Origin of the sequence: Methylobacterium bullatum (assembly GCF_014845095.1) — a bacterium.
Taxonomy (GTDB): domain Bacteria; phylum Pseudomonadota; class Alphaproteobacteria; order Rhizobiales; family Beijerinckiaceae; genus Methylobacterium; species Methylobacterium bullatum.
The window spans coordinates 36,862-62,029 of record NZ_NKUG01000074.1 but is presented as its reverse complement, the minus strand read 5'-3'; the positions used below and the strand labels follow the sequence as shown (position 1 = coordinate 62,029).

Sequence of the window (25,168 nt, the reverse complement as noted above, 5' to 3'; positions counted from 1 at the left end):
CCCGCTCGCGGGGAGAGGAGGGCTAACGTCGCTCCGAACAGCAAGTCCTCTGCGATAGACCCGGCCGAAAGGCGACCTCCACCCCATGAGCTCCGACCCCGCATCCTCCCCGGTCCGGATCACCCGCCGCACCGTCGTGCTCGGCCTCGGCGCCGTGGCGCTCGCGGGCAGCGGTACGGCCGCCTACGGAATCGGTATCGAGCCGATGCGTCTCGCCATCACGCGCTACCGGATCACCCCGATGGCGCCGTGGCCGGCCGGCCTGACCCTGCGGATCGTTGCCGTCTCCGACGTCCATGCCTGCGATCCCTTCATGACGCCTCAGCACATCCGGCGGATCGTCGAGGCGGCCAACGGCCTCGGCGGCGACGTGATCGTGCTGCTCGGCGACTACGTGAATGGCATGGACCGGCTCGCCGGCATCGTGGACTCCGCCGATTGGGCACCCGTCCTCGGGGCGTTGAAGGCGCCGCTGGGCACCTACGCCATCCTCGGCAATCACGATTGGTGGGCCGATCGCGCCGCCTGCGAGCGCGGGCACGGCCCGACCTTCGCCGGGGAGGCCCTGACCCGCGCCGGCATCCGCGTGCTCGAGAACGAGGCCCTGCCTCTGCGGGTGAGGGGACACGAGGTCTGGCTCGCCGGGCTCGGAGATCAACTGAGCTTCGAGCGCACATGGTGGCGCTTCGGTCTCCCCCGGAAGGGAAGCGACGACCTGCCGGCCACCCTCGCGGCGATCCCCGACGGCGCGCCCTCCATCCTTCTCGCCCATGAGCCGGACATCTTCCCGCAGGTGCCCGCCCATGTGGCGCTGACCCTTTCGGGCCATACCCATGGCGGACAGGTCCGGCTCCTTGGCTACGCCCCCGTCGTCCCCTCCCGGTATGGGCGGCGCTACGCCTATGGCCATGTGCGCGAGCAGACCGACCTCGTGGTTTCCGGTGGCCTAGGCATGAGCGGCCTGCCGGTGCGCTTCGGGGTTCCGCCAGAGATCGTGGTGGTCGACCTGTCCTCGGAGCCCATGGCATGAACCCGGTTGACGATCGGATCGGCGAGGAGGCTCTGCCCTCCAGGACACGAGCGGTGAGGATCACGCGCCGGACGGTTCTCGCCGGCCTCGGCGGCATGGCCCTGGCAGGAGGTGCGACGGCCGCCTACGGCGTCGGCATCGAGCCCATGCGCCTGTCGGTGACGCGCTACGCCATCACGCCGAAGGGCCACTGGCCCGCCGGGCTGAAGCTCCGCATCGTGGCGCTGGCCGACATCCATGCGTGCGAGCCGTGGATGAGTGCCGCCCGCATCGCCGGCATCGTCGAGACCGCCAATGCGCTCGGCGGCGACCTGATGGTGCTCCTCGGCGACTACGTCACCGGGCAGAACTTCGTCACACGCTATGTCGAGGCCGCCGAATGGGCGCCCGAACTCGGCCGGCTCAGGGCGCCGCTGGGCACTTGTGCCATTCTCGGAAATCACGATTGGTGGGAGGACCGTTCAGCGCAGGCGCGCGGGGCGGGGCCGACCATCGCCGGGGAGGCCCTGACGCGGGCCGGCATCCGCGTCCTCGAGAACGAGGCTATCCGGTTGGAAAAGGACGGGCGCGCGTTCTGGCTTGCGGGACTTGGCGACCAGCTCGCCCTGCTGCCGGGCGCCAAGCGTCACGGCTATGCCCGCATCGGGGTCGACGATCTCGACAAGACGCTCGCCGCCGTGCCGCAGGGCGCGCCGACGGTCCTGCTGGCGCACGAGCCGGACATCTTTCCGCAGGTTCCGGCCCATGTGGCGCTGACCCTGTCCGGCCATACCCATGGCGGCCAGGTGCGGCTGTTCGGTTACTCTCCCGTGGTTCCGTCGCGTTACGCCAACCGTTACGCCTACGGCCATGTCCGCGAGCAGGCGGATCTCGTCGTCTCCGGCGGCCTCGGCAACAGCATCGCGCCGGTTCGCTTCGGCGTTCCCCCCGAGATCGTCGTGGTCGACCTATCCTCGGAAGCCATCGCATGACCTCTCATCGCATCGATATCCGCGTCTATTACGAAGACACCGATTTCTCAGGTTTCGTCTATCACGCCAATTACTTGCGCTACATGGAGCGCGGCCGCACCGAGCTGCTTCGCGCCCTCGCCATGGAGCAGGTCGACCTCGCGCGCGATGCCGGGTTGATCTTCGTGGTGCGGCGCATGGTGCTGGACTTCCTGAAGCCGGCGCGGATGGACGACATGCTCGCCATCATGACCACCGTCGTCGAACTGCGCGGCGCTTCGATGCCGATGATCCAGGAGGTGCGGCGCGGCGACGAGGTCCTGCTCAAGGCCGAGGTCACCGTGGCGGCGGTGCGCGATGGCCGCGCGGTTCGTCTTCCGGACAGCCTCCGCCGGGCCATGGCCCAGCGTTTCGCGACTCCGTCGCTTTAGGCTCCGGCAGGGCCGGCCCGGCTTTCGGTCGGCAAAGCGATGTGCCCAGGACAGTGAGACCTCCGGCAGGAGAGAATTCGACACTTCCTCATGGTTCATTAACCTTGACGGCCGAGGAAGGTGCGGCGTGCATTTTGCGATGCACCCCATACTTTCGACAGATTCACCAGCGATCTGGGGAACATACCGCCCGGGTCAGGTGGAGCGCGGGAGTCGACCTCCCGGTCGACCCGGGACGAGGACGAACGCATGAATCCCGCCGATGCCATGCAGGCGCTGCCGCCGCCGGACATGAGCTTGTTCAACCTGTTCTGGCACGCTCATTTCGTGGTGAAGCTGGTGATGGTGGGCCTGCTCGGCTGCTCCGTCTGGTGCTGGGCCATCATCGTCGACAAGACCCTGCTGTTCCGCCGCACCAAGACCGAGATGGATGCGTTCGAGGAGGCGTTCTGGTCCGGCCGCTCCCTGGAGGAGCTCTACCGCTCGTTCAACGACCGGCCCGCCACCAATCTCGGCGCCCTGTTCGTGGCCGCCATGCGCGAATGGAAGCGCTCGTTCGAGGGCTCCGGCCGGCAGATCCAGAGCCTGTCCCAGCGCATCGACAAAGTGCTCGACGTGACGATCCAGCGTGAGGTCGAGCGCCTCGAGTCGCGCCTGCTGTTCCTCGCCTCCATCGGTTCGGCCGGCCCCTATGTCGGCCTGTTCGGCACGGTCTGGGGCATCATGACATCCTTCACCGCCATCGCGGCGTCGAAGAACACGTCCCTGGCCGTGGTCGCACCCGGCATCGCCGAGGCCCTGTTCGCCACCGCCATCGGCCTGTTCGCGGCCATTCCCGCGGTGCTCGCCTACAACAAGCTGCAGTCGAACGTGTCGAAGGCCCAGTCGCGGCTCGAGGGCTTCGCCGACGAGTTCTCCGCCATCCTCTCGCGTCAGATCGACGAGCGCCTGTCGCTCGCCGCCTGATCCCGCATCCTTAGAAGCATCGAGGCACGATCATGGGCATGGCCCACGGAGCGGCGCAGGGTGGCAGCAGGCGGCGTCGCGCGCGGCGCGGCGGTGCCATCAACGAGATCAACATGACGCCGTTCATCGACGTCGTGCTCGTGCTGCTGATCGTGTTCATGGTGGCCGCGCCGATGATGACGGTGGGCGTGCCCCTCGACCTGCCGCAATCCAAGGCGAGCCCGCTCAATTCCGATTCGACGCCGGTGACCCTGTCTATCCGCCAGACCGGCCAGGTCTTCCTCGGCGAGGCCGAGCTCACCGACGACACCATCGTGCCGAAGCTCGTGGAGACCTCCAAGTCCGGCTTCGAGGAGCGCGTCTTCGTGCGCGGCGACAAGCGGGTGGATTACGGCCGCGTGGCCCAGGTGATGGCGATCGTGACCGGAGGCGGCTTCAAGAAGGTCGCCCTCGTCACCGAGCCGGACCAGAAGTAACGGGCGCGGCGGATCGTGAAGCTTCCCTCCAAATTCCGGGAACCGGGCGTCTGGGTGTCGAGCGGCGTGCATGTCGCCGTGCTCACCGTGGCGCTGATGTCCGTCGCCGCTCCCGCCCTGCCCGACGCCCAGGAAGGCGTGCCGGTGGAGGTGATGACCGAGCAGCAATTCTCGGAACTGACCAAGGGCGAGAAGAACGCCGACAAGCCGATGCCCGACGCCAAGCCGCACGCCGACAAGGTCGCGGAGAAGGTCGAGGAGCGCGAGCCCGAGAATGCCAAGGTCGATGCGCCCGCGCCCCCGAAACGCCCGGCCGACATGAAGGTCGCCAGCGCCGAGGAGATGCCCCTGCGCATGCCCGACCACGAATCCGACAAGGAAGCGGCGGAGGCTGCCGCCAAGGCCGAAGCGGCGAAGCTCGCCAAGGAGGCTGCCAAAGCCGAGGCCGCCAAAGCGGCGGAAGCCAAGGCTGCGGCGGAGGCCAAGGCAGAGGCCAAGGCAGAGGCCAAGGCCGCCGCCAAGGCTGAGGCGGCCAAGGACGAAGCAAAGGCCGAGGCGGTGAAGGCCGCCAAGGTCGAGGCCGAGAAGCGCGAGAAACTCGCCGAGCTCATCGAGCGCCAGGAGGCCGAGGCCATCGCCAAGGCGGAGGCTGCCAAGGCCGAGAAGGCCAAGGCCCTGGCGGAAGCCAAGGCCCAGGCCGACGCGAAGGCGCGGGCCGACGCGAAGGCCAAGGCCGAAGCGCTCGCCAAGGCGGAGAAGGCCGAAGCCGAGGCGGAAGCCAAGGCCGAAGCGAAGGCGAAGGCCGAGGCCGAACGTCAGCAGGCCGTCGCTGAAGCCAAAGCCGCTGCGGATGCCAAGGCCCAGGCCGAGGCGAAGGCCAGGGCCGATGCCGCCGCGAAGGCCAAGGCGAAAGCCATGGCGGATGCGCGCGCCAAGGCCGATGCCGAGGCCAAGGCGAAGAAGCAGGCCGAGCTCGCCGACAAGTTCAGTTCCGGTGACATCAAGCAACTGCTCGCCTCGCGGGCACCCTCGCAATCCACCGGCGCGACTGGCCACGAGGTCCAGCGCACGGCCTCGCTGGGGGCTGCCAGCGGTACCTCGCAGCGCCTCTCGCCCTCCATGCGCGATTCGCTGATCGGGATGCTGACCCAGCAGATCGAGCGCTGCTACTCGGCGCCCCCCGGCGCTTCGCAGGGCGTGGTGCTGCCGATGCTCGACATCCGCCTCTCCGCCAACGGTGCCCTGAGCACCGAGCCGCGGATCATGCGCGGCGGCGCCAACGCCGTGGACCGCTCCCTCGCCGAGGCGGCGCTTCGTGCGGTGAAGCGCTGCGCGCCCTACAAGATCCCGCCCCAGTTCGCGCCGTACTATGACGACTGGAAGGCGATCAACGCGGAATTCGAGTTCTCGCGGGTGTGATACAGGTCGGTGATCCTTCCTTCGGCTTCGTCCAATCCCTCTCCCTCATCCTGAGGTGCCGAAGCGTGAGCGAAGGCCTCGAAGGAGGCTTCCAGGGCCCTCGTGCCGGCTGGAAGCCTCCTTCGAGGCCCGCTGACGCGGACACCTCAGGATGAGGTCGAGGATAGGAAGGACCGACGCTCCCAGAATCCCTGCTCAAGGTTTTCGGAATCTCTTCATGACGGACACTTTCCACCAGCGGCTCGCCTCGCCCCTGGCGTCGCTCCTCGCGGTCTTCGCCCTCGTCCTCGCTTTTGCGGCGCCCGCGCAGGCGCAGTTGAACCTGCGCATCGGCGGCGGCTCGTTCCAGCCGATGCCCATCGCGGTCGCCGATTTCTCCGGCGATCCGAGCCTCGGCCTGCTGGTTTCGAGCGTGGTGACCAACAACCTGCGCCGGTCCGGCTATTTCGTGCCCCTGGAGAAGGGGAAGTTCCCTGAGAATCCCGGCTTCGATGCGGTGCCGGGCTTCGACAAGTGGCGTACCGCCGGCGCCCAGGCCCTCATCACCGGCCGGGTCGGGCGTGATCCTTCGGGCAAGCTCAAGGTCGAGTTCCGGCTCTGGGACGTCACCTCCGGCCAGCAGCTCACCGGTCAGCAGTATGGCGCGGACGTCGCCAACGCGCGCCGCACCGGGCACCTCATCTCGGACGTGGTCTATACCAAGATCACCGGTCTCGGCGGCTGGTTCGACAGCCGCATCGCCTTCGTCGACGAATCGGGATCGAAGGAGAATCGCCGCAAGCGCCTGATGGTGATGGACCAGGACGGCGCCAATGTCCGTGCGCTGACCAACGGCGAATCCGCCGTGGTGGCACCGCGCTACTCGCCCTCGACTCAGGACATCGCATTCATGACCCAGGCCACCGGCCAGCAGCCGCGTGTCCAAGTGATCAACCTGGAGACCGGCGCGCGTCAGGCCATCGGCCGGATGGATTCCATGAGCACCAGCCCGCGCTTCGCGCCGGACGGTCACCACCTCGTCATGAGCGTGCAGCAGGGCGGCAACGCCGACATCGTCAAGATGGATCTCGGCTCGAAGGCGCAGACGCCGATCACCAACGGCAACGCCATCGACACCTCGCCGACCTATTCTCCCGACGGCGGCAAGATCGTGTTCGAATCCGATCGCGGCGGCTCGCAGCAGATCTATGTGATGGGGGCCGACGGCTCGAACCCGACCCGAATCTCTTTCGGCGAGGGCTCGGCCTCGCAGCCGGCCTGGTCGCCGAAAGGCGACCTCATCGCCTTCACCCGGCAGCGCAAGGGCGGCTTCGCCATCTGCGTGATGAAGCCTGACGGTTCGGGCGAGCGCGTGCTCACGGAAGGCTTCCACAACGAAGGGCCGACCTTCGCGCCCAACGGCCAGTACGTGCTGTTCTTCCGCGATCCCGGCGGCCAGGGCGGCGGCAAGCTCTACATGGTCGATATCACCGGCAAGGTGGAACAGCCCGTCCCGACGCCGTCCTATGCCTCCGACCCGACCTGGTCGCCGCTATTGGCTGGGAAGTAAGGGCTACCAATCGGGCTCGAGGCGAGACGGACCGGAACCCGTATCCCGTCCTGCCTCGGTCAGAAAAGCCGACTGTTTGCGCAGGGCGCGCGGCAGTGCGGCCAGGGCCGGATCGTCGAAGCGCAGATGCGGTAGGCGGCTCGTCACGAGGGACGCGACGAGGTGGGCCTGAGCCCGGTCGCGTTCGCGCTTAAGTGGATCACGGTCCTGGCGTCCAGCGAGCCAGAGCTTGTGCAGAGCGAAGGCGCGCGGGTCTGGGACGATCATCGTGAGCGGATATCCGCGGGCATCGATGACCGTGGCTGTCGCTTTGGGGCTGTTGACGAGCCAGGCCAGCCCCTCGATCTCGACGGCTTCCAGGTCCGTCGCCTCCGCGCCGATCCGGCTCCGTCCCCGCTTGACCATGAGGTCTTTCGGTGCCGGCGTGATCAGGTCGACCATGTAGCCATCGCGGTTGATGGCGCGGAAACCGCCCTGTCCCATGACTTCGAAGGAATGGTCGACCCTGCGCAGGAGTCCCGCCACGCCCGTGAGTGACACCTCCGGGGCCATCAATCGGAGGGAGCGGCGTGCGTCGAACAGCAGGTCGACATCGGCCGTTGCGAGGTGTGCTCCGGCGATCTGGACACCGGCAAAGCGCTCATAGGCGAACAGGGCATTCGTCCCCACCACCTCGATACCTGAGCCGATCAGGTTCGCCCTGCCCAAGGCACGCAGGATGCGCGCTGCGATAAGGGGCAGACGCCCGAGGTTGAGGGCTCGATTGACCGGGGCCATGGCGTCGAGACGTGCGGCAAGACCGGCCATCCTCTCCTGCAGTCTCGTGCGGCCATCATGAAACTGAAGGGCGATCGCCTCCGTCTCCGCTCCGCGCGGCCCCAGGGATTTCCATGCGTCGCGTCGCTTGCGGTAGAGATAGTCCCGTCCGCCCACCGTTTTCCACGACATCGAGCCTGAGAACCGCCGGTCCAACTCTCCCTGCGTCATCGCGTATCCGGAGAAGACCTGTTCGACATCGATAGTCTGTCGTGCCTGATCCCCGCTTAAATCTCTGAAAAACATGAGATTATCCCTCAAGCGTCCGATTTCGGTCTTCGGAGGGATAATGCGCCGATGGCGCTGGAGAAGCCATTGGTCCGACTGCGTTTATTCATTCCGCGACGAACATTCGTCCGGCATGGAATCATCGCTCACGCTCCGTTGCATCGTGTCTTTCATCACTCCGCCGGCAGCAGCCGGTCCCGCCCCTTGAGGGCCGGGAACAGGCGGCCCCACAGCACTGCCACGAGGATCGTCGCGAGCCCGCCCGCCACCACGGCCGGCACCGCGCCCACGAGGGCGGCGAGCGTGCCGGATTCGAACTCGCCGAGTTCGTTGGAGGCGCCGATGAACACCGTGTTCACCGCCGAGACCCGTCCGCGCATGGCATCGGGCGTCTCGCCCTGTACGAAGGTTTGGCGCACGTAGACGCTGATCATGTCGGCCGCCCCCGTGACGAACAGGCAGGCCATCGAGAGCGGCAGCGAGGTGGACAGGCCGAACGCCGTGATGGCGAGGCCGAAGACCGCCACTGCCTGCAGCATCCGCTGGCCGGCATGGCGTTCGAGGGGGCGATAGGCGAGGAGAATGGCGGTGACCACTGCGCCTGCCGCGGGCATGCTTCGCAGGGCGCCGAGCCCGAGGGGGCCGACATGGAGGATCTCGGCGGCGAAGATCGGCAACAGGGCGGTGGCGCCGCCCAACAGCACGGCCACGAGATCGAGGCTGATGGCGCCGAGCACCACCGGCTGCGACCGAATGTAGGACAGGCCGGCCGAGAGGGTGGCCCAGGTGACGGGCGGGCGCTCCGTCACGGCAGCGGGGCGGAAGCGGATCGCGACCACGAGGGCGCTCGCCAGGGCGAAGCTCGCCGCCGCTGCCCCGAACACGGCGGCGGGCCCCAGCATATAGAGAAATCCGCCGGCGGCCGGGCCGAGGATCGATGCGCTCTGCCAGAGCGAGGCGTTCCACGCGATGGCCGATCCGAACAGGGGGCGCGGCACCAGGGTCGGAAGAAGCGCCTGAAGCGCTGGGTTGGCGAAGGCGCGCGACGTGCCGATGACGACGACGAGGGCATAGATGGGCCAGATCGAACCGGTGCCGGACAAGGCGATGGCGACGAGACCGAGATCGGCCGCGGCCAGGGTCGCATAGGCGATCGCCGTCACCAGACGCCGGTCGTAGGTATCGGCCACGTGCCCGGTGATCAGGGCGGAGAGCATTGCCGGAAGGAAGCTCGCGAGCCCCACGAGGCCGAGGGCGAGAGCCGAGCGGGTCAGGTCGTAGACGAACCATCCCACCGCCACGGCCTGCATCTGGTAGGCAAGGCCGGTGAGGAACCGCGCGGCGCCGTAAAGACGGAAATCGCCGTTGCGGAAGACCGACCAGCGGGGCGCGGCGGGTTCTGTCATGAGGGATGGGCCAAGGGCGTGAAGGGAGAGCCGCACCGCATCGTCTCGACAAGGCCGAGGGTGCGACAGTGATGCCGCGGCTACGCCGCATGCGAAGTGCTGCCTTGTCGAATTGCTAATCTATCGGCCGAATAATTGCTGGTCGGGACGGAGCGTCATCGGGTTGTGCCAGCATGAACCAAACTAGCCTTGGGCTGAACCCGGAAGGCCAAGCTCAGCTTCCTGCTGACGTTCAAAATATCGTGGCTTCGTCTTCACGCGGCTCGATCCGTGCGTTCCAGAGGAGCGACATTCCGCAGGTCTGCCAGTTGTTCTCGCAGACATTCCGCCTGGGCAGGAGCTATCGGGCTGCCAAGCTCGCCGCCTGCCTGGAGGCGACGTATTTCGATCCTCCTGGTTATACCGAAGGCACCGGCTCCATCGTCCACCTGGACCGGAACGGGGTATTGGATGGCTTCATGGGCGTCATCGCCATGACCATGGTCGTCGGGGAGCGGACCCTGCGCGCCGGCATCCTCAGCGCCTACATGGCCGCCGATCCCGACAACAACCCCGGCATCGGCGTCAGCCTCATCCGGGGCGTCACCGCCCGCGATTTCGACCTCCTCTTCACCGACACCGCCAACCGCACGTCCCTCGATATCGCCCGTGCCACCCGCTTCGTGATCCTGCCGGCACAGAGCCTCGAATGGGTGAAGATCCACCGGCCCGCGGGGACGGCGGCGTATTTCCTCGGCAAGCGTCTGCCCCGGCTCGCGCGTTGGATCGTTCCGATCGCCCGCGCGGCGGATAGCGTGCTCCGGCGATTCCTGCCCTCCGGCTCCCCACGCCCCGACGGTATCGTCTCGCGTCCCATCGCCGCCGCCGATTTCGCGGAGGCCGCCCGTCCCTTCCTCGCTCACTACGATCTCAAGCCGGACCCGGCCGAACTCGGCTGGTTCGTCGAACAGGCCGGTCTCCAGACCAAGTATGGCCCCCTCCAGATCCGCGAGGTGGTGGACCGGACCTCCCGCCGGATCGGGTTGTATCTCCTCTACGCCCGCCGGGACGGCGTCGCCTATGCGCTCCAGCTATTGGCCCTGCCCAACCGTGAGGAACTCGTCGTCGGCCGGATGTTCGCCGACGCGGCTGAATTCGGGGCCGTGGCCGTGCGCGGGGCGACCTCACCCGACCTGATGAAGGGGCTCTTCCGCCAGAAGGGGCTCTTCTATCACCACGTCATGGGAACGATCGCCTGGACGCGCGATCCGGAGGTGGCGGCGACACTTCGCGGCGGCAACGTGTTTCTCGGCGGGATCGCCGGCGAGACCTGGGCCCGGATCGTCACCGAGGATTTCTCGTAACGGGGCGGATTCCTCAGGAGGCGTATTTCACCGTGCAGCCATAGGGCTTCGCGGTCCTCACGCTCACCGGCTTGCCGGCGGCGATCTCGGTGAGGGCGAGATCCACGTAATTCTTCGCGGTCTTGAGGTCGTCGAGATTGGCGGAAGGCTTGTCGTCGATGCCGCCCTGGTAGAGCAGGGTGCCGTCACCCGAGACGATGAACATGTGAGGCGTCGTTTTGGCGTCGTAGGCGCGGCCGATCGTTCCGGCGGGGTCGAGGATCACGGCGGTAGGGGCGGCCCCCCGGGTCTGGGTCAGGCGGTTGGCGGCCTGTCCGTCCACCGCGCCCTGCTCGCCGGGGGCGGAGGAGATGACCGACAGCCAGACGATGCCGGCCTCGGTCCACTTCTGCTGCAGGGCCTGCATCGCCTGTCCGCCGTAATGCTTCATCACGAAGGGGCAATCGTGGTTGGTCCATTCGAGGACGACGGTCTTGCCCCTGTAATCCTCCAGCCGGACGGTGCGGCCATCGGCATCCGTGCCGGTGAAGAGCGGAGCGGGCTTGCCCACCTGCGGCCCCGCCGCCATCGCCTCGCCGATGGGCGAGAGTCCGACGAGCACGGCGGCGAACGCGGTTGCGAGAATCATCCGGCGGGGCAGGGCCATGGCTCTCACCTTTTCGTGGTCTCGAGGGTGGCGCGCCGGTCGGCGGCATTCGCCGGGATCTTGGATAGCTCGTCGAGGACGATGCCCGATGTCAGGATCTGCGGCAGCACGATGGGCTCGCCCGTGCCGGTATAGAGCAGGTAGAGCGGCACGCCGCTGCGGCCATGCTTCTCAAGCAGAGCGGTGATCTCTGGGTTCTGGTTGGTCCAGTCACCCTTCAGATAGGTCACGTCACGCGCCTTGAACGCGGCCTTCACGCTCTGGGTGCCGAGCGCCGTGCGTTCGTTGACCTGACAGGTGATGCACCAGGCCGCCGTCATGTTGACGAAGACCGGCTTGCCCTCGGTCATGAGGGAATCGAGGCGGGCCTGGGTGAAAGGGGCGATGCCTTCGGCCGTCGCATTCTTGCTATTCGCCGAGGCCCGGTCCTGGTCGAGGCCGAAGGTCAGCGCGAGGGTCGCCGCCAGGGCCGCGACGGAGGTGAGGCGGGCGAGCCCGGCGCCGATGCCACCCGCGTGGCGGGCCCGCTCCCAGGCCCAGGCGGCGAGGCCTACGAGGACGAGGCCGATGAGCGCGGCCAGGAGGCCGGCCGATCCGACCTGCTGCGACAGTACCCAGACGAGCCAGGCCACGGTGGCGTAGATCGGGAAGGCGAGCGCCCCCTTCAGCGTTTCCATCCAGGCCCCCGGCCGTGGCAGGCGGCGGACTGCCGCCGGCCATGTGGTGAGGACGAGGAAGGGCAAAGCGAGGCCGAGGCCGAGGCTCGCGAACACCGTGAGGCTCACCAGCGGTGCCTGCGTCAGTGCGAAGCCTACCGCCGAGCCCATGAAGGGGGCGGTGCAGGGGGTGGCAACCACCGTCGCCAGGATGCCGGTGAAGAACGACCCTTCGAGCCCCGCCCGCCGGGTCAGTCCATCGCCGAGCCCGGTTATTCCTCCGCCCAAATGGACTACGCCGGAGAGGCTGAGGCCCATGGCGAAGAGCAGGTAGGCGAGGCCCGCCACCACGAGGGGGGATTGCAGCTGGAAGCCCCAGCCGATCCCGGCGCCCGCGCCCTTGAGGGCGATGAGCAGCCCCGCCAGGGAGAGAAAGGCGGCGAGGACGCCGGCGGTGTAGGCGAGGCCGTGAAGGCGCACCCGGGCGGCCGGCTCGCCCGAATGCTTGACGAGGCTCAGCACCTTGATCGACAGCACGGGAAAGACGCAGGGCATCAGGTTGAGGAGGAGCCCGCCGAGGAAGGCGAGGCCGGCCGCACTCCACAGGGTCAGGCTCTCCTCCGACGAAGTGTTTCGCGATGCGGAGTCCGATGCCGTGGGAATCACCCCGGTGGGTGCGGCGGCCGGCGCGTCGCCGATGGCATAGGAGCGCTGGACCGTGCCATCGGCGGTCTGCTCGTCGAAGGTGAGGACGCCGGGAAGCTCCGTGGGGGCGGGCTCGCCGGGTGTCGCCCGCGCAAGGCTCAGACGGAACCCCTTGTCGTCGATGGTCAGGGTCTGTGGAGCGGCGTTCTCGATCGCCGTCTCCGAATAGGGGAAGAAGGCCGGTTGGCGGATCGTGTCGGGTTTCAGGCCGGGCGCGTCGGCGGTGAGGACCAGCCTGTCGCCCTCGCTCGTGAGTGTCACCGGCCAGGGCGAGGGAACGGGGAGGGCCGCGCGGGCATCCTCGAACAGCAGGATATTGGTAGCCGAGCTTCCCACGCTGGTGCCCGGAGCGGCCACCGGCACGCTGAGCTTCAGATCGGCGGAACCCGGAATGCATTCGCGCTCGCAGACGAGGTAGGTGAGCTTGGCCGTCAGTGTCACGGGCTTGCCGGGCGGAAGCACCGCCGGGGGGGTCACCTCGGCCAGCAGCACTGTCTCACCCTCGAAACCGAAATTCACCAGATGCGCCACCGGGATCCGGCTCGGCGTCGGCCACTGGATCGCGCCCGCCGTGAAGCCCTGGGGCAGCGACCACGCCACCTCCGGCGACAGGCCGGAATCGCCCGGATTGCGCCAGTACACATGCCAAAGCGGGCGCATCACCATGCGGATACCGATGGTGAAGGGTTCCCCGGCCCGGATCGCCCCCGGCTCGGCCACGAGGTTCGCCTTGACGAGATCGGCCGGCGGCTTGAGCCCCTGCGCCGAGGCCCCCGTGGCACCGATCAGCGCGAGAAGCAGGAGGGCGAGGGGCCGGATCATCGAAACCTTGAGGCGGAGGAGCGGGGCACCGGACATGGCACCCTGACGCCTAGATATGGCCGTTTGGTGCCGGGGTAAAACCGGCGGCACGCGATTGCCCGCGACGGAATCGCCGCGTTGCAGTGCCTCACGCGAGTCGGCGAGGCTCACAGGAAGCGCCGGGGGTCGAAGGGCGCGAGGGGGATTTCCGGTGTCGCGCCACCAACGAGCTGGGCGACGAGGCGTCCGGTTCGCGCCGAACCGACGAGGCCCACATGGCCATGGCCGAAGGCGTAGACGACATCCGTGGTCTTGCGCGCCGGGCCGATGCAGGGCCGCCCATCCGGCATGCTCGGGCGATGGCCGAGCCAGACTTTCAGGCGATCGGCCGGTATCGGGTTCGGCAATCCGGGAAACATGGAGATCAGGTGGTCGCGCAGGATCTCGGCGCGCTTCCAGTTGGGAGCCGCCGCCAGCCCCGCGAACTCCACCTGACCGGCCGCACGCAGGCCGCCATTCATGAAATTCACGATCATCTTGGCGTCCGACGCCATGACCGGCGTGCGCGGCCCCGCCTCGGCGCCCTCCACCATGATGTGGTAGCCGCGCTCGCTCTCCAGAGGCAGCGGATCGCCGAGGGACGCGGCGAGGGGCTTCGACCGAGCGCCGGCCGCGACGACGGCCCGGTCGCAGGGGATCTCGCCGTGTTCCGTCGTCACGGCGGCGAGGCGTCCGCCTTCCAGTCGGAATCCCGTCGCGCGGGTGGCGACCAGGGTGGCGCCGCGCGCCTGTGCCAGTTCGGACAGGGCGGCGACGTAGCCGCCGGGATCGCGGCAATGGCCGGCCTCCTCGACCACGAGGCCGAACGTGTAGCGCCGATGCAAGGAGGGTTCCCTCTGCCGCAACTCATCGGCCGAGAGTTCGAGCCACGTGACGCCGACCTTGCGCCTGATTGCCCAGGACCGCGCCTCGCGCTCGAAGGCCGCCCGGTCGGGATAGACGTGCAGCACGCCGCGCCGCTCGACGAGCTGCGGGACACCCGCCTCCTCGGCGAGCGTCGCGTGGAGCTTCGGCGCATCGAGGAGGAGTGTCCGCATGGCGCGGGCGGTGCGCTCGATCCGGGCCGTGGTGGCGGCGGCGAGCAGAAACCGCGTGAGCCAGGGCATGACCTTGGGCAGGTAGGCCCAGCGGATCGAGAGCGGACCGAGCGGATCGAGGAGGAAGGAGGGCACCCGCTTCCACATGCCGGGCTCCGCCGGCGGGATGACCGAATGCGACGAGAGCCAGCCGGCATTGCCATAGCTCGACGCCTGCTCGCCACCGGGAGAGCCGGGATCGACCACGGTGACCCGGTGGCCCGCCCGCAGGCATTCGATGGCGCTCACCGTCCCGACCGCGCCGGACCCGATGACGACCACGTGGAGGTCCGTCTGGGCGGTCATGTCGTGTGTTCCTGTGTGGGCATCCTCTCCACCTTCGGCATGACACGGCCGCTGCGGCACCCATCTCGGATCGATCCGCAGTCGATCGTAAGGCCTTGCCAACCATCCCCATCATGCTCTCGATGTGGACGGGGACCGCGAGGTCGCAATGGAGAAACCAAAACTGCCAGTTTCTGACTTACCCGCGACTTTTCACGAATGCGAACATCGCGATGATGAGGGGCCAAAGGCTAAAGCCGAAGGCGGCGAGGACGCCGAATCGGACAGGCGCGGAAGATGGCGGAGCGAGGCGGAAGCTGATCGCCCGCGTCGCCAGACCCGTATAGAGGCCGATGACTCCGACCATCAGGATCGCGAAACCCAACGGCCCACCTGCGCCATTGCTGCTGTGGAGGCTGTTCACCGCAAACGACGTGACGAGCTGGCCCGCGAATGCCGCCAACCCGAGGTGCCTCCATCGGCGCAGCAAGAGAGCGAGGACGAAGGGGCCTCCGTAAAGTGCGACAAGAGGGCCATAAAAGGCCTTCATCTCAAGGGGCCTTTGGCTTGGCTCTCCTGAAGGATCACGCGTCTGCGTCCTTCATCCGACGCAACGGCTGCGTCACCGCCTCGAGCCACGCCCGCGTCTCCCCGTCGAGATCGGCGCTCAGGGCCTGCCGCACCCGCGCGTGATACGAATCGATCCAGGCGATCTCGGCCTCGTCCAGCAGCGAGAGGTCGATGAGGCTGGCATCGTAGGGGGCGAGCGTCAGGGTCTCGAAGCCGAGCATCGGCCGGTCCCCGCCGGGGATCGCGCGCTCCTCCACGAGGACGAGGTTCTCGATGCGGATGCCGTAGGCGCCGGCCCGGTAATAGCCCGGCTCGTTGGAAAGGATCATACCGGGCGAGAGGGCGGTGGTGCCGGTCTTGGCGATGCGCTGCGGGCCTTCATGGACGGAGAGGAATGCGCCGACGCCGTGGCCGGTACCGTGATCGAAATCGAGCCCCGCCTGCCAGAGCGGCGCGCGGGCGAAGGAATCGATCTGCGCGCCGGTGGTGCCCTTCGGGAACATGGCCCGCGCGATGGCGACATGGCCCTTGAGCACGCGCGTGAAGCGGTCGCGCATCTCCTCCGTCGGCGTGCCGATCGCGACGGTGCGGGTAATGTCGGTGGTCCCGTCCGCATATTGCGCGCCCGAATCGACGAGGAAGAGTTCGCCCTCGCCGATCGTCCGGTCTGTGTCGCGGGTGACGCGGTAATGCACGATGGCGCCGTTGGGGCCGCTGCCCGAGATGGTCGGGAACGAGATGTCCCGCAACAGGCCGGTCTCGCCGCGAAAATCCTCCAGCGCCTCCACGGCGGCGATCTCGGTGAGGCGGCCGCCCGGCGCCTGCCGCGAGAGCCAGGCGAGAAAGCGGGTGACTGCGATCCCGTCGCGATGATGGGCCGCGCGCGATCCGGCGATCTCGCCCGCATTCTTCACCGCCTTCATCAGCGTGATCGGATCCGGGCCGGGATCGATCCGGCCCCCGGCCTGTTCCACCAGTGTCGCCAGGGCCGACGCGCCGGTGGCGGAATCGAGCCTGATCCTGGACGCTCCGGCAGCGAGAGCGGCGAGGGCGGCGTCGAAATCCGCCCGCCCGGCGATGTCCGCGGAGGGCGAAAGCGCCTCCCGCAAGGCGGGATCGATGGCCGACGAGGTGAGATACAGAGCGGCACGCCCGGTCCGGGGGACGACGGCATAGCCCAGCGCCAGGGGCGTATGCGCCACGTCGCTGCCGCGCAGGTTGAACGCCCAGGCGAGATTATGCGGATCGGAGATCACCAGGGCGTCGCAGCCGCCGCGCCCGAGCGCCTCGCGGATGCGGCGGAGCTTGGCCTCGACGGAGTCTCCGGCGAGTTCGAGGGGATGCGCCACCACCGCGCCTGCGGGGGCGGCGGGCCTGTCGGCCCAGACCGCATCGACGGGGTTCTCCGCAACCGGTGAGATGCTGGCCCCGGCCTTGGCCGCCGCCTTCTCCAATTTGGCGACGCCCTCGGCGGTGTGGAGCCAGGGATCGTAGCCGAGCACGGCGCCCTGCCTCAGGTGCTCGCCGATCCAGGCCTCGACACTGGTCTCTGCGAGCTGAACCGGGGTGAGGATCGTGGTGTCCACCTGTGCCGGAGCCTGGAGCGTGTAGCGCCCGTCCACCACCAGGGCCGCCTCATCGGCGAGAATCACGGCGGTGCCGGCCGAGCCGGTGAAGCCTGTGAGCCAGGCGAGGCGCTCGGCATTCGCGGGCACGTATTCCGATTGATGCTCGTCGGCGCGGGGCACCACGAACCCGTCGATCCCCGCCCGCCGCATTGCCTCCCTCAGGGCGGCGATGCGCGTCGCGCCCTCCCGGTGGCTTGGATCGTCGAAGGTCTGGAAGCGGGCGCGGCTCATGGCATCGAGAGTTACGCGCCGCCGGACGAGGCGGCAACCGCCCTCAGAGCGGGCGCGGTGCCGCTCCGCCGCGCTTGAGCACCAGCGTCGCCCAGCCCTCGATCAAGCCATGCCGGGCGAGGTGGAAGCCGCGATGGCGATAGGTGGAGAGGACGCCGGGCACGTCGCGTTCGATCAGCCCCGAGAGGATGAGCACGCCGTGATCCGCCACCGTCGCCGTGAGGGTCGGCGCGAGGCGCTTCAGGGGCCGAGCGAGGATGTTGGCGAAGACCACGTCGAAGCGCCGGCTCCGGTTCGCGCTCGCATGGCGCACGCCGGGTCCGACATAGAGCCGGACGAGGCCGCCGAGACCGTTCAAGCGGGCATTGCCCTTGGCGGTGGAGACCGCCTCGGGGTCGAGGTCGCCGGCATGGACCGGCTGATGCAGGGCTTTGGCCGCCGCGAAGGCGAGGATGCCGGTGCCGGTGCCCACATCGAGAACATGCGCGGGACGGCCCTGCTTCAGGATGCCGGCCAGCGCCTTTAGGCAGCCCAGCGTCGTGCCGTGGTGGCCTGTGCCGAAGGCGAGGGCCGCCTCGATCTCGATAGCCAGATCGTTGGGCCGCACAGTGTGGCGGTCATGCGCGCCGTGGACGAGGAACCGCCCGGCGCGGACGGGATTCAATCCTTCCAGGGAGGCGCGGACCCAATCCTGCTGATCGATGGTCTCGAACACGGCCGCATCGGCCTGTTCGCCCACCAGGGGGCGGATCAGGTCGCGGACCATCTCCTCGTCCGGAGCGTCGGCGAAATAGGCCTCCAGCCGCCAGGTCTTGCCGTCCTCCGCCTCGAAGGCGGCCACCGCCGTCTCCGTCGGATCGAACATCTCGCCGAGGATGTCGGTCATGGCGCGCGCCGACCGCTCGTCCGTGAGGAGGCGCAGCACATGGGTGGGGCGGTTGGGATGAAGGCCTTCGAGCATGGTGCGGGCTCTAGCATCCGCGGGGATTGCCCGCCACCGTCGCGGAACCGAACCCGAACCTTCGCGTTTTTCTGCGCTTCTCCTGTCGTCCCTGCGGCGTTCGAGGGTGCGGTGTTGAGTACGAACCAGAAGAAAAACATAACCCGGGCCCCCGTGGCCATCGTCGGCAGGAGGACCGCCAGACGCCTTCCTGCGAGCGGAGCCTCGGGTCTGCTCGATTCCGAGCCGCATTTCGAACCGATTCCGGGTTCGATGCTGGTTCTCTTGAGCCGGCTCCATCGCGCCGAACGCCGGATCAAGCCGGAGGACGAACCGCCCGCGCCCTGAGTTCATGCCCTCATGGGTGGCCGCGATTCGTGCTATCCGCGCTTGTGATTGGCCGGTGCGGTTCGCGAGGATCGGATTGCCGCGAGAGGGATGCGCGTCTCCATGATCCAGGCTAGCGGCATTCGAAGCTCGGGCATGCGCTCCTCCGAGACCGGCGTCTGATTCGCATCCCGTGCTCGATTTCACCCCCGACGAATGGAGCGCCATCGGTCTGAGCTTGAAGGTCGCCTCCGTGGCGACGCTGGCGAGCCTCTTTCCCGGTCTCGGCATCGCCATGCTCCTGGCGCGCGGACGTTTCCCCGGCCGCGCGCTCTTGGACGGCCTGGTCCACTTGCCCCTGATCCTGCCTCCCGTGGTGACGGGCTATCTCCTGCTGCTGTCGTTCGGGCGGCGCGGCACCTTCGGCGCGGCGCTCGCCGAGGTCGGGATCGTGTTCTCGTTCCGCTGGACCGGAGCGGCTCTGGCCTGCGCGATCATGGGGTTTCCGCTGATGGTTCGGGCCATGCGCCTGTCCATCGAGGCCGTGGACCGGCGCCTCGAACAGGCCGCCGCCACCCTCGGAGCAAGGCCGAGCGCGGTCTTCCTCACCGTCACCCTGCCGCTCGCCATGCCCGGCATCCTCGCCGGTTCGGTGCTCGCTTTCGCCAAGGCGATGGGCGAGTTCGGCGCCACCATCACCTTCGTCTCCAACATCCCCGGCGAGACACAGACGCTGCCCTCCGCGATCTACAGCCTGACTCAGGTGCCGGGCGGGGAGGGGGCCGCGTTGCGCCTCACCCTGATCTCGGTGGCCCTGTCGATGGCGGCCCTCCTCGTCTCAGACCTGCTGGCCCGGCGCCTCGCGCGCCGCCTCGGCGCGGGGTGAGGAGGCCCATGTCCGCCACCCGCGACTCCGCCACTCAGGACTCCGTTACCCTCGACATCGACGTGTCGCTCACGCGGGGGGCCTTCAGCCTCGACGTCGCCTTCACCGCCGGCCCCGGTCTCACCGCCCTGTTCGGCCGTTCGGGCTCGGGCAAGACCACGGTGATCGACCTCGTCGCCGGGTTGGCGCGGCCCGATCGGGGCCGCATCGCGGTGTCGGGCGAGACGCTTCTCGACAGGGAGCGGGGGATCGCCGTTCCGGCCCATCGTCGGCGCATCGGGGTGGTGTTCCAGCAGGCGCGGCTGTTGCCGCATCTCAGCGTGCGCCGGAACCTGAGCTACGGCCGGGCCTTCGCGCGGAGCCGCAGCGACGGGATCGCCTTCGACGGCGTCATCGATCTCCTCGGCATCGGCCATCTCCTCGACCGGCGGCCGGCGGGGCTGTCGGGTGGCGAGGCGCAAAGGGTGGCGATCGGCCGGGCCCTGCTCAGCCGGCCCCGGCTCCTGCTCATGGACGAGCCCCTCGCCGCCCTCGACGAGGCCCGCAAGGCCGAGATCCTGCCCTATATCGAGCGCCTGCGCGACGAGGCTGGCCTGCCCATCGTCTATGTCAGCCATGCGGTCTCGGAGGTGGCTCGGCTGGCGCGCACCGTCGTGGTGCTCGAGGCCGGCCGTGTCGCCGCCGTTGGCACCGCCGATACGGTGCTTCGCCGGGCGGACCTCCTTGCCGCGCAGGGGAGCGAGGCCGGTGCGATCCTCGACATGGTCGTGGGCGAGACCGATCCCGAGACCGGCCTGACGTGCCTGAGCGGGCGTGCCGGTCGGCTCTCCGTTCCCCGCCTGACGCGAAGCCCCGGCACGGCGGTGCGCATCCGTGTGCCGGCGCGTGACGTCCTCCTCGCCACGCAGCCGCCGCTGGGTTTGAGCGCGCGCAATCTGCTCGAAGGGCGCGTCGTCTCGATCCACGCCCTCGGCGAGGCGGCGTCCATGGTGGAGATCGACTGCAACGGCGCCCTGCTGGCGGCCCGCCTGACCCGCGCCTCGGTGCGCGATCTCGCCCTCGCGCCCGGCCGCGCCGTCTACGCCGTGGTGAAAAGCGTCGCCTTCGATCCCGAGGGTGTCGGCACGGCGAGGCCGGACGCGGTGGAAATCTGACCGCGCGCCGGCCTGATTCTTAAAAAACTATCTATCCCCTTGAGAATTCCTTTCTCATCTTCGGGGACAGTGGTGGGTAATCGGCGGGTTTTAAAGACTGGTTTACCCTCGCCGTCGTTTTTGGTTGCATGCCACGACCACCTTCGAAAGGGCGTGCAATGACGATCCTCAGTATTTCTCCGATGTCGATGCCCACCGTCGCGCCAGTCGCTCCGATCGTGAATGCCCCGGCTCCGGTGCGTAAAGCCGGCCCGGCGACGACGGTCGGCACGCCGTTGGATCCACCCGTGCGCTTCGATGTTCGGCTGGACGACGCACCCGTCGCCGACGATCAGGCGCCGAAGCCCGACACAGAGGCGCCGACGGCCGATGAGCGCCGCATAACGGTGGATCAGGACACCAAGAGCCTCGTTTATCAGGTGGTGGACCCGAATTCCGGTGATGTCGTCGTTCAGTTGCCCGAGGCCACGATCCTTCGAGCCCGCGCCTATGCGGAGGCGACGGCGATGCGGGCGAAGGAAGATCAGCACCCCCTCGATCGAACGGCCTGACGGGAACTGGGGCCGGAAGCACAAGCCGAGGGAGGGTGGGCAAGCAAGGTCGTAGCTCGGGCTACGGCCTTTTCGTCGTTGGCCCGTAGGGCCGGCGTCGTTGTTCACAAGAAGCTGAGAGACCCCTCCAGCGGGTTAGCCGAGGAAACCGGCACTGGTTTGCCCGGCGGCCATGGTATCGCGACAGCCGATCCAGCGTGCCGGTATGCGTCGCGAGGCGTACGCACGCTTCCAGAGGGGCACCCTCGTGCGTCAGGTGCGCAGCCCGGCGGCGATCTGGTGATTGATGTTGATGAGGGCCGATAGCTTCTCCGCCTTCGGGTCGATCATCGTGTCGATCATCCGCTTGAAGACGAAGGTCGAGAGTTCGGCAATGCTCGTCTTGATTTCGATCGGCAACTGGCTCTCGGGAGCCGTCGCGGCACCGGCAATGATCGTCCAGACTTTCTGATTGAAGTTCAGGGCCTCGTTCAACGCTCCCGACTGGTTCTGCCAATCTTCCTGGATCGTCTGGAGCCGGCCCGCTGCCTTGATAAGGACGGCTGCCTCCGCCTCCCGAGGCGACAACGCGGTCTGCGCGACCCGTGCATAGGCACTGGCTCCGTAGGACATAGTCGATCCTTCTCCCGAAGCGGCCGAGCTGATTCGGGCCGCTGGAGGCAGACGTTGACGGGGTAAGGTTAAAATCTGGTAGCGGACGGATTTCGCCCCAATCATGCCGATAAGCTGGCGGAGGACGTGGAGTGAGATAGATGACCTCGCCTTGTCCGACTGGATCGACCGACACGATGGCGTGCGCTGCAGCAAGGGAACGACGCCGGACGGCATTGTGCAACGTATCAGTTAGATTTTGCGGTCATGCTGCGTCGAAGCAGACCCGCGCTGCGGGCGGGCACGACTTTTCACAGACATGATGAATTTTCTGCTCGGTACGCTCGCCGGAGGGCTCATCGCCGGGGTCGTCACCATCGTCGCCGTCCGACAGCCCGAGGTCCAGGCCAGGCTCGGCCTCTATCCCGTCTCGTCGGCGCTGCTACTCCCGGCGGCTCCGCCGCGCATCGAGCCCCCTTGCAGTCTCGTCCCCGCCCGTCCTCAGAGTGACCAGACCATCGGCCACCCGGACATGCTGTTCTCCAAGCGACGCTTCTGGTTCGTGGCCCCGTGATGGGGGCGACGATCACAGGCTGCTGAGGAGGAACATCACCATCGTGGTCGCCACGGTGGTCGAGAGGAACCCGCACAGGGCCGCCGCGAAAGACGGGCCGGTCGCCGACGAGTGGGCGGCGTGGGACGAGAGCAGGGTGAGATCGCTGTGCTGGGCGGACGCGTTCATGACGGAATTCTCCCGACGGACAAGCTTTCCGTCGTACGTGAAGCTGTGACGTGGGGATGGCGGGGCGGCTGTGCGTCGCCGCACCGGACAGGCGGATGCAGAGGCAATTCGCAGTAGAGCGGATGCCGATTTGAGTTCGAATTATCAGTCGGATGAGGCGGGAACGCAGTATCCGCGTCCTGCCTCACCGTTCAGTCGCAACGATTTACCGATTTGGCGGCCCGCAAAGCCCGCGTTTCGCTGCGAAGATCGATGGCGACAATGCCGGCGCCGCAATTCTCGAAGGCTTCCTTCGCGTCCTCGTACCGATCGCCGACTTCGTCGAGTGTGTCGCAGACCCGGTCACGGTTGCCGAGACGTGCTTCCTCACGAGCCTGGTATCGCAGCGCCGCGGCCTCCTGGATCTTCAGTTCACCCTTGAGGCAGGAGGGAGCCGCGAGGGTGGGGGCGATCATGCACAGCACGAGGCCAAAAGCGGCGATGGGCGTTGCAGGAGCGAAGCGCATGGGAAAATCCGATTGTGCGTCTCGTTGAAGGTGGGCTGTCCGTCTTTCGACCCCGGCGACATGGTCCGGTCGGTCCCTGATCAAGTTCAAGGCCAGTGATCGGTCGTCATCGTCGAGTCTGCCGTTCAAACGGCGAACTCACGGCGAAGGTTCCGCAGGTTTCTTGCGCCTGCGAGAGGCCAGAATCTGGTCGAGGCGCACCGGTACACAGGCATGGACGTCGACCCCGACATCGTATTGCCGTGGGGCCGGCGTGAGCTTGCCGTGGGAATGGCCGTGGAGATTGAGGGCGCCGCGGCCGATGCCGTTCCAGGTCCGGAACGCGTAATGGCAGAGGACGAGCCGCCGCCCTTCCACGTCGATCTCGGCATAATGATCTACCGAGGCCCAGTCCCGCAGGGCGAGAGTGCCCGGACCGTCATTGTTACCAACGATCAGGTGCTTCACGCCGTTGAGGACGCCGACGATCTCGGCGATGCGCGCGTCGGAGGGGCCGACCGCCACGTCGCCGAGATGCCAGATGGTGTCCTCCGGCGCGACCCTCTCGTTCCAGTTGGCGATGAGACCGGCATCGTGGGCCGCGAGGTCCGGATAGGGACGCCGGTCGATGTTCAGCGCACGCCTGTCGCCGAAATGCGTATCGCTGGTGAACCAAACCGCCACGACCCCGACCGGCTCAGCCGCCGGGCCGGAAGCGCATGGGAACGGTGACGGCGAGGCTGCTCACGGAGACGCCGGGAGGAGCCGCCGGCAGCGAACCGCGCACGGCGGCCAGCGCCGCGCCGTCAATGACGCTGATGCCGCTGCTGCTGGCGAGCCCGGCACTGAGGACCTGACCCGAGCGTGAGACGGTGAAGCGCACCACGGCGGTGCCCCCCGCCGTCCCCGCCGCCGCGTTGCGGTTCATGCGGCCGTTGATGGCCGAGGCCAGGGCTCCCTGCCATTGGCGCAGGGCACTCGGATCGTTGCCGGAGGCGGACGAGCCCGTGCTCGCCTGCCGGGCGGAGGAGGCCGAACTGGCGGGCCCGCCCTCCTGAGCGGCGCGCCTCATGGTCTCGCGTGCGGCTCTGAGCTTGGCTTCCTTGGCCGCCTTCAGCTTCGCCTCGCGGATGGCCTCGCGCTTGGCCTCCAGTTCCTCCCGGCGCTTCGCCTCGATCTTGGGATCGGGCTTCGGCTTCGGTTTGACGATCTCGACGGGCTTGGGTGGCTTCACCGGCTCGGGCGGCTTGGCCACGACCGGCGGCGGGGGAACGAGGGGCTCGGCCACCTCGGCGGTGGAGGTCACCACCTGCTCTTCCGGCGGCACCTCCGTGATCGTGTCGGGCGTGACCACGGGCTGGGTCTCGTCGGGGGGGATCTCGGCGGTCTCGGGCGGCGTCACCTCCGCCATGTCGGGCGGTTGCACCTCTTCCACCACGTCCGGCGTCTCGACCGGGGTCTCCTCCGCAGGGGGAGGCACTGCCTCCGTCATGGCGGGAGCCGACGGGGCTTCGGCCTCCGTCGATTGCGGCGCCAGATCGATGGTGATCGTGTTCTCGCCGGGGGGCGCCTTGGGCGGCTGACCGAACAGCATCATGCCGGCCAGCACCGCCAGGTGCAGGACGAAGGCCACGAGGAAGGCGGCAGCGAGTCCCGTGGGACCTTTTGGTCCGGGTTCACGTGTCGAGACGAGGGCGCTCATTGGGTCTACCGCGGTGCTCCACTCGCCGCGGGGGCAGCCGGAAGCGCTCCGCCCGGGGATTGCGCGATGAGCGACACCTTGGTGAAGCCGGCCTGGCCGACGAGGCCCATCACTTCCATGATCTTGCCGTAGGGCACCTCCTTGTCGCCGCGCACCAGCATGACCTGGGTCGGGTCTTCCGCCGCCAGCGCCTTCAGGCGCGGCATGATCGTCTCGGGCGTCAGCTCGTCCTTGGCCAGGAACGGCTTGCCTTCCTTGTCGATGGAGATTTCAAGCGGCTTCTTCGCCTGAGCGACCTTGGCGGCCGTGGTCTTCGGCAGTTGCACGGGCACGCCCGTCGTCATCAGCGGCGCCGCGACCATGAAGATGATCAGCAGCACCAGCATCACGTCCACCATCGGAGTGACGTTGATCTCAGACATCGGCGCCGAGTCGAGGTCGTCCTCGTCGTCGCCGCCGCTGGCGCGGACCGAACCCATACCCATCGTTCGCCCTCCGGGGCATCGGCGGCCGGCTCG

26 protein-coding genes are annotated in these 25,168 nt (G+C 68.0%); 12 read left to right on the top strand and 14 right to left on the bottom strand.

Features of this window, described 5'->3' with window-relative positions:
• Positions 1–85: 85 nt before the first annotated feature.
• From MBTS_RS11800 to tolB, 7 genes are all read left to right on the top strand, one after another.
• Positions 86–1,030: a metallophosphoesterase gene (locus MBTS_RS11800; RefSeq protein WP_192215732.1), complete on the top strand. Its 945-nt coding sequence runs from the start codon at positions 86–88 to the stop codon at positions 1,028–1,030.
• Positions 1,027–2,001 carry a metallophosphoesterase gene (locus MBTS_RS11795; RefSeq protein WP_192215731.1) on the top strand — a complete coding sequence of 325 codons (975 nt, stop codon included), beginning with the start codon at positions 1,027–1,029 and terminating at the stop codon, positions 1,999–2,001. The genes MBTS_RS11800 and MBTS_RS11795 overlap by 4 nt, the downstream gene beginning before the upstream one ends.
• Positions 1,998–2,411: a tol-pal system-associated acyl-CoA thioesterase gene (ybgC, locus tag MBTS_RS11790; RefSeq protein ID WP_018041983.1), complete on the top strand. Its 414-nt coding sequence runs from the start codon at positions 1,998–2,000 to the stop codon at positions 2,409–2,411. The genes MBTS_RS11795 and ybgC overlap by 4 nt, the downstream gene beginning before the upstream one ends.
• Before the next feature lie 249 nt (positions 2,412–2,660).
• Positions 2,661–3,377 (top strand): protein TolQ, encoded by a 717-nt coding sequence (gene tolQ / locus MBTS_RS11785; protein ID WP_018041984.1) that lies wholly within the window; start codon positions 2,661–2,663, stop codon positions 3,375–3,377.
• A 32-nt stretch (positions 3,378–3,409) separates the two neighbouring features.
• Positions 3,410–3,853 (top strand): ExbD/TolR family protein, encoded by a 444-nt coding sequence (locus MBTS_RS11780; RefSeq protein WP_026175616.1) that lies wholly within the window; start codon positions 3,410–3,412, stop codon positions 3,851–3,853.
• Positions 3,854–3,868: 15 nt separating this feature from the next.
• Entirely contained in the window at positions 3,869–5,272 is a 1,404-nt protein-coding gene (gene tolA / locus MBTS_RS11775; RefSeq protein ID WP_192215730.1) for a cell envelope integrity protein TolA, read from the top strand.
• Positions 5,273–5,489: 217 nt separating this feature from the next.
• Complete coding sequence (tolB, locus tag MBTS_RS11770; protein WP_192215729.1) at positions 5,490–6,821, top strand: Tol-Pal system beta propeller repeat protein TolB; 1,332 nt, start codon at positions 5,490–5,492, stop codon at positions 6,819–6,821.
• Positions 6,822–6,824: 3 nt separating this feature from the next.
• Here tolB and MBTS_RS11765 read toward each other — a convergent pair whose 3' ends face one another.
• Both MBTS_RS11765 and MBTS_RS11760 read right to left on the bottom strand, forming a co-directional pair.
• Positions 6,825–7,628: a nucleotidyltransferase family protein gene (locus MBTS_RS11765; protein WP_187273367.1), complete on the bottom strand. Its 804-nt coding sequence runs from the start codon at positions 7,626–7,628 to the stop codon at positions 6,825–6,827.
• Positions 7,629–8,038: 410 nt separating this feature from the next.
• A complete protein-coding gene (locus MBTS_RS11760; protein WP_147830906.1) occupies positions 8,039–9,271 on the bottom strand; it encodes an MFS transporter in 1,233 nt (410 codons plus the stop codon).
• Positions 9,272–9,513: 242 nt separating this feature from the next.
• On the opposite strand from MBTS_RS11760, the gene MBTS_RS11755 reads away from it, so the two are divergent.
• Positions 9,514–10,614, top strand: coding sequence for a hypothetical protein (locus tag MBTS_RS11755; RefSeq protein WP_147830908.1), 1,101 nt, complete (start codon positions 9,514–9,516; stop codon positions 10,612–10,614).
• Between the two features lie 13 nt (positions 10,615–10,627).
• Here the strand turns inward: MBTS_RS11755 and MBTS_RS11750 are convergent, their stop codons facing one another.
• From MBTS_RS11750 to MBTS_RS11725, 6 genes are all read right to left on the bottom strand, one after another.
• On the bottom strand, positions 10,628–11,260 hold the full coding sequence (locus MBTS_RS11750; RefSeq protein WP_187273366.1) for a redoxin domain-containing protein: 633 nt from the start codon (positions 11,258–11,260) through the stop codon (positions 10,628–10,630).
• A gap of 5 nt (positions 11,261–11,265) precedes the next feature.
• Positions 11,266–13,443, bottom strand: a complete 2,178-nt coding sequence (locus tag MBTS_RS11745; RefSeq protein WP_192215734.1) for a protein-disulfide reductase DsbD family protein — start codon at positions 13,441–13,443, stop codon at positions 11,266–11,268.
• Between the two features lie 146 nt (positions 13,444–13,589).
• Positions 13,590–14,864, bottom strand: a complete 1,275-nt coding sequence (locus MBTS_RS11740; protein WP_147830909.1) for an NAD(P)/FAD-dependent oxidoreductase — start codon at positions 14,862–14,864, stop codon at positions 13,590–13,592.
• A 178-nt stretch (positions 14,865–15,042) separates the two neighbouring features.
• Entirely contained in the window at positions 15,043–15,306 is a 264-nt protein-coding gene (locus MBTS_RS11735) for a hypothetical protein (RefSeq protein ID WP_147830911.1), read from the bottom strand.
• 121 nt (positions 15,307–15,427) lie between these two features.
• Entirely contained in the window at positions 15,428–17,272 is a 1,845-nt protein-coding gene (locus MBTS_RS11730; protein WP_147830913.1) for an aminopeptidase P family protein, read from the bottom strand.
• Positions 17,273–17,315: 43 nt separating this feature from the next.
• A complete protein-coding gene (locus MBTS_RS11725) occupies positions 17,316–18,233 on the bottom strand; it encodes a 50S ribosomal protein L11 methyltransferase (protein WP_147830915.1) in 918 nt (305 codons plus the stop codon).
• A 499-nt stretch (positions 18,234–18,732) separates the two neighbouring features.
• On the opposite strand from MBTS_RS11725, the gene modB reads away from it, so the two are divergent.
• From modB to MBTS_RS11710, 3 genes are all read left to right on the top strand, one after another.
• Positions 18,733–19,425, top strand: a complete 693-nt coding sequence (gene modB / locus MBTS_RS11720; RefSeq protein WP_147830917.1) for a molybdate ABC transporter permease subunit — start codon at positions 18,733–18,735, stop codon at positions 19,423–19,425.
• 8 nt (positions 19,426–19,433) lie between these two features.
• Positions 19,434–20,579 carry a molybdenum ABC transporter ATP-binding protein gene (modC, locus tag MBTS_RS11715; RefSeq protein WP_147830919.1) on the top strand — a complete coding sequence of 382 codons (1,146 nt, stop codon included), beginning with the start codon at positions 19,434–19,436 and terminating at the stop codon, positions 20,577–20,579.
• A 158-nt stretch (positions 20,580–20,737) separates the two neighbouring features.
• Positions 20,738–21,130: a hypothetical protein gene (locus MBTS_RS11710; RefSeq protein ID WP_018041999.1), complete on the top strand. Its 393-nt coding sequence runs from the start codon at positions 20,738–20,740 to the stop codon at positions 21,128–21,130.
• Positions 21,131–21,382: 252 nt separating this feature from the next.
• On the opposite strand, the gene flaF is transcribed toward MBTS_RS11710, so the two are convergent.
• Positions 21,383–21,742, bottom strand: a complete 360-nt coding sequence (flaF, locus tag MBTS_RS11705) for a flagellar biosynthesis regulator FlaF (protein ID WP_018042000.1) — start codon at positions 21,740–21,742, stop codon at positions 21,383–21,385.
• 298 nt (positions 21,743–22,040) lie between these two features.
• Between flaF and MBTS_RS11700 the strand changes: the two genes are divergently transcribed.
• Positions 22,041–22,295, top strand: coding sequence for a hypothetical protein (locus tag MBTS_RS11700; RefSeq protein ID WP_147830921.1), 255 nt, complete (start codon positions 22,041–22,043; stop codon positions 22,293–22,295).
• Between the two features lie 12 nt (positions 22,296–22,307).
• On the opposite strand, the gene MBTS_RS11695 is transcribed toward MBTS_RS11700, so the two are convergent.
• The 5 genes from MBTS_RS11695 to tolR form a co-directional block, all read right to left on the bottom strand.
• Positions 22,308–22,463, bottom strand: a complete 156-nt coding sequence (locus MBTS_RS11695; protein ID WP_018042002.1) for a hypothetical protein — start codon at positions 22,461–22,463, stop codon at positions 22,308–22,310.
• Between the two features lie 191 nt (positions 22,464–22,654).
• Entirely contained in the window at positions 22,655–22,918 is a 264-nt protein-coding gene (locus MBTS_RS11690; RefSeq protein ID WP_238253778.1) for a hypothetical protein, read from the bottom strand.
• 189 nt (positions 22,919–23,107) lie between these two features.
• Positions 23,108–23,632 carry a metallophosphoesterase family protein gene (locus tag MBTS_RS11685; RefSeq protein WP_192215728.1) on the bottom strand — a complete coding sequence of 175 codons (525 nt, stop codon included), beginning with the start codon at positions 23,630–23,632 and terminating at the stop codon, positions 23,108–23,110.
• A 13-nt stretch (positions 23,633–23,645) separates the two neighbouring features.
• Positions 23,646–24,650, bottom strand: a complete 1,005-nt coding sequence (locus MBTS_RS11680) for an energy transducer TonB family protein (protein WP_056147334.1) — start codon at positions 24,648–24,650, stop codon at positions 23,646–23,648.
• Between the two features lie 5 nt (positions 24,651–24,655).
• Positions 24,656–25,135: a protein TolR gene (gene tolR, locus MBTS_RS11675; protein ID WP_192215727.1), complete on the bottom strand. Its 480-nt coding sequence runs from the start codon at positions 25,133–25,135 to the stop codon at positions 24,656–24,658.
• Positions 25,136–25,168: the final 33 nt, after the last annotated feature.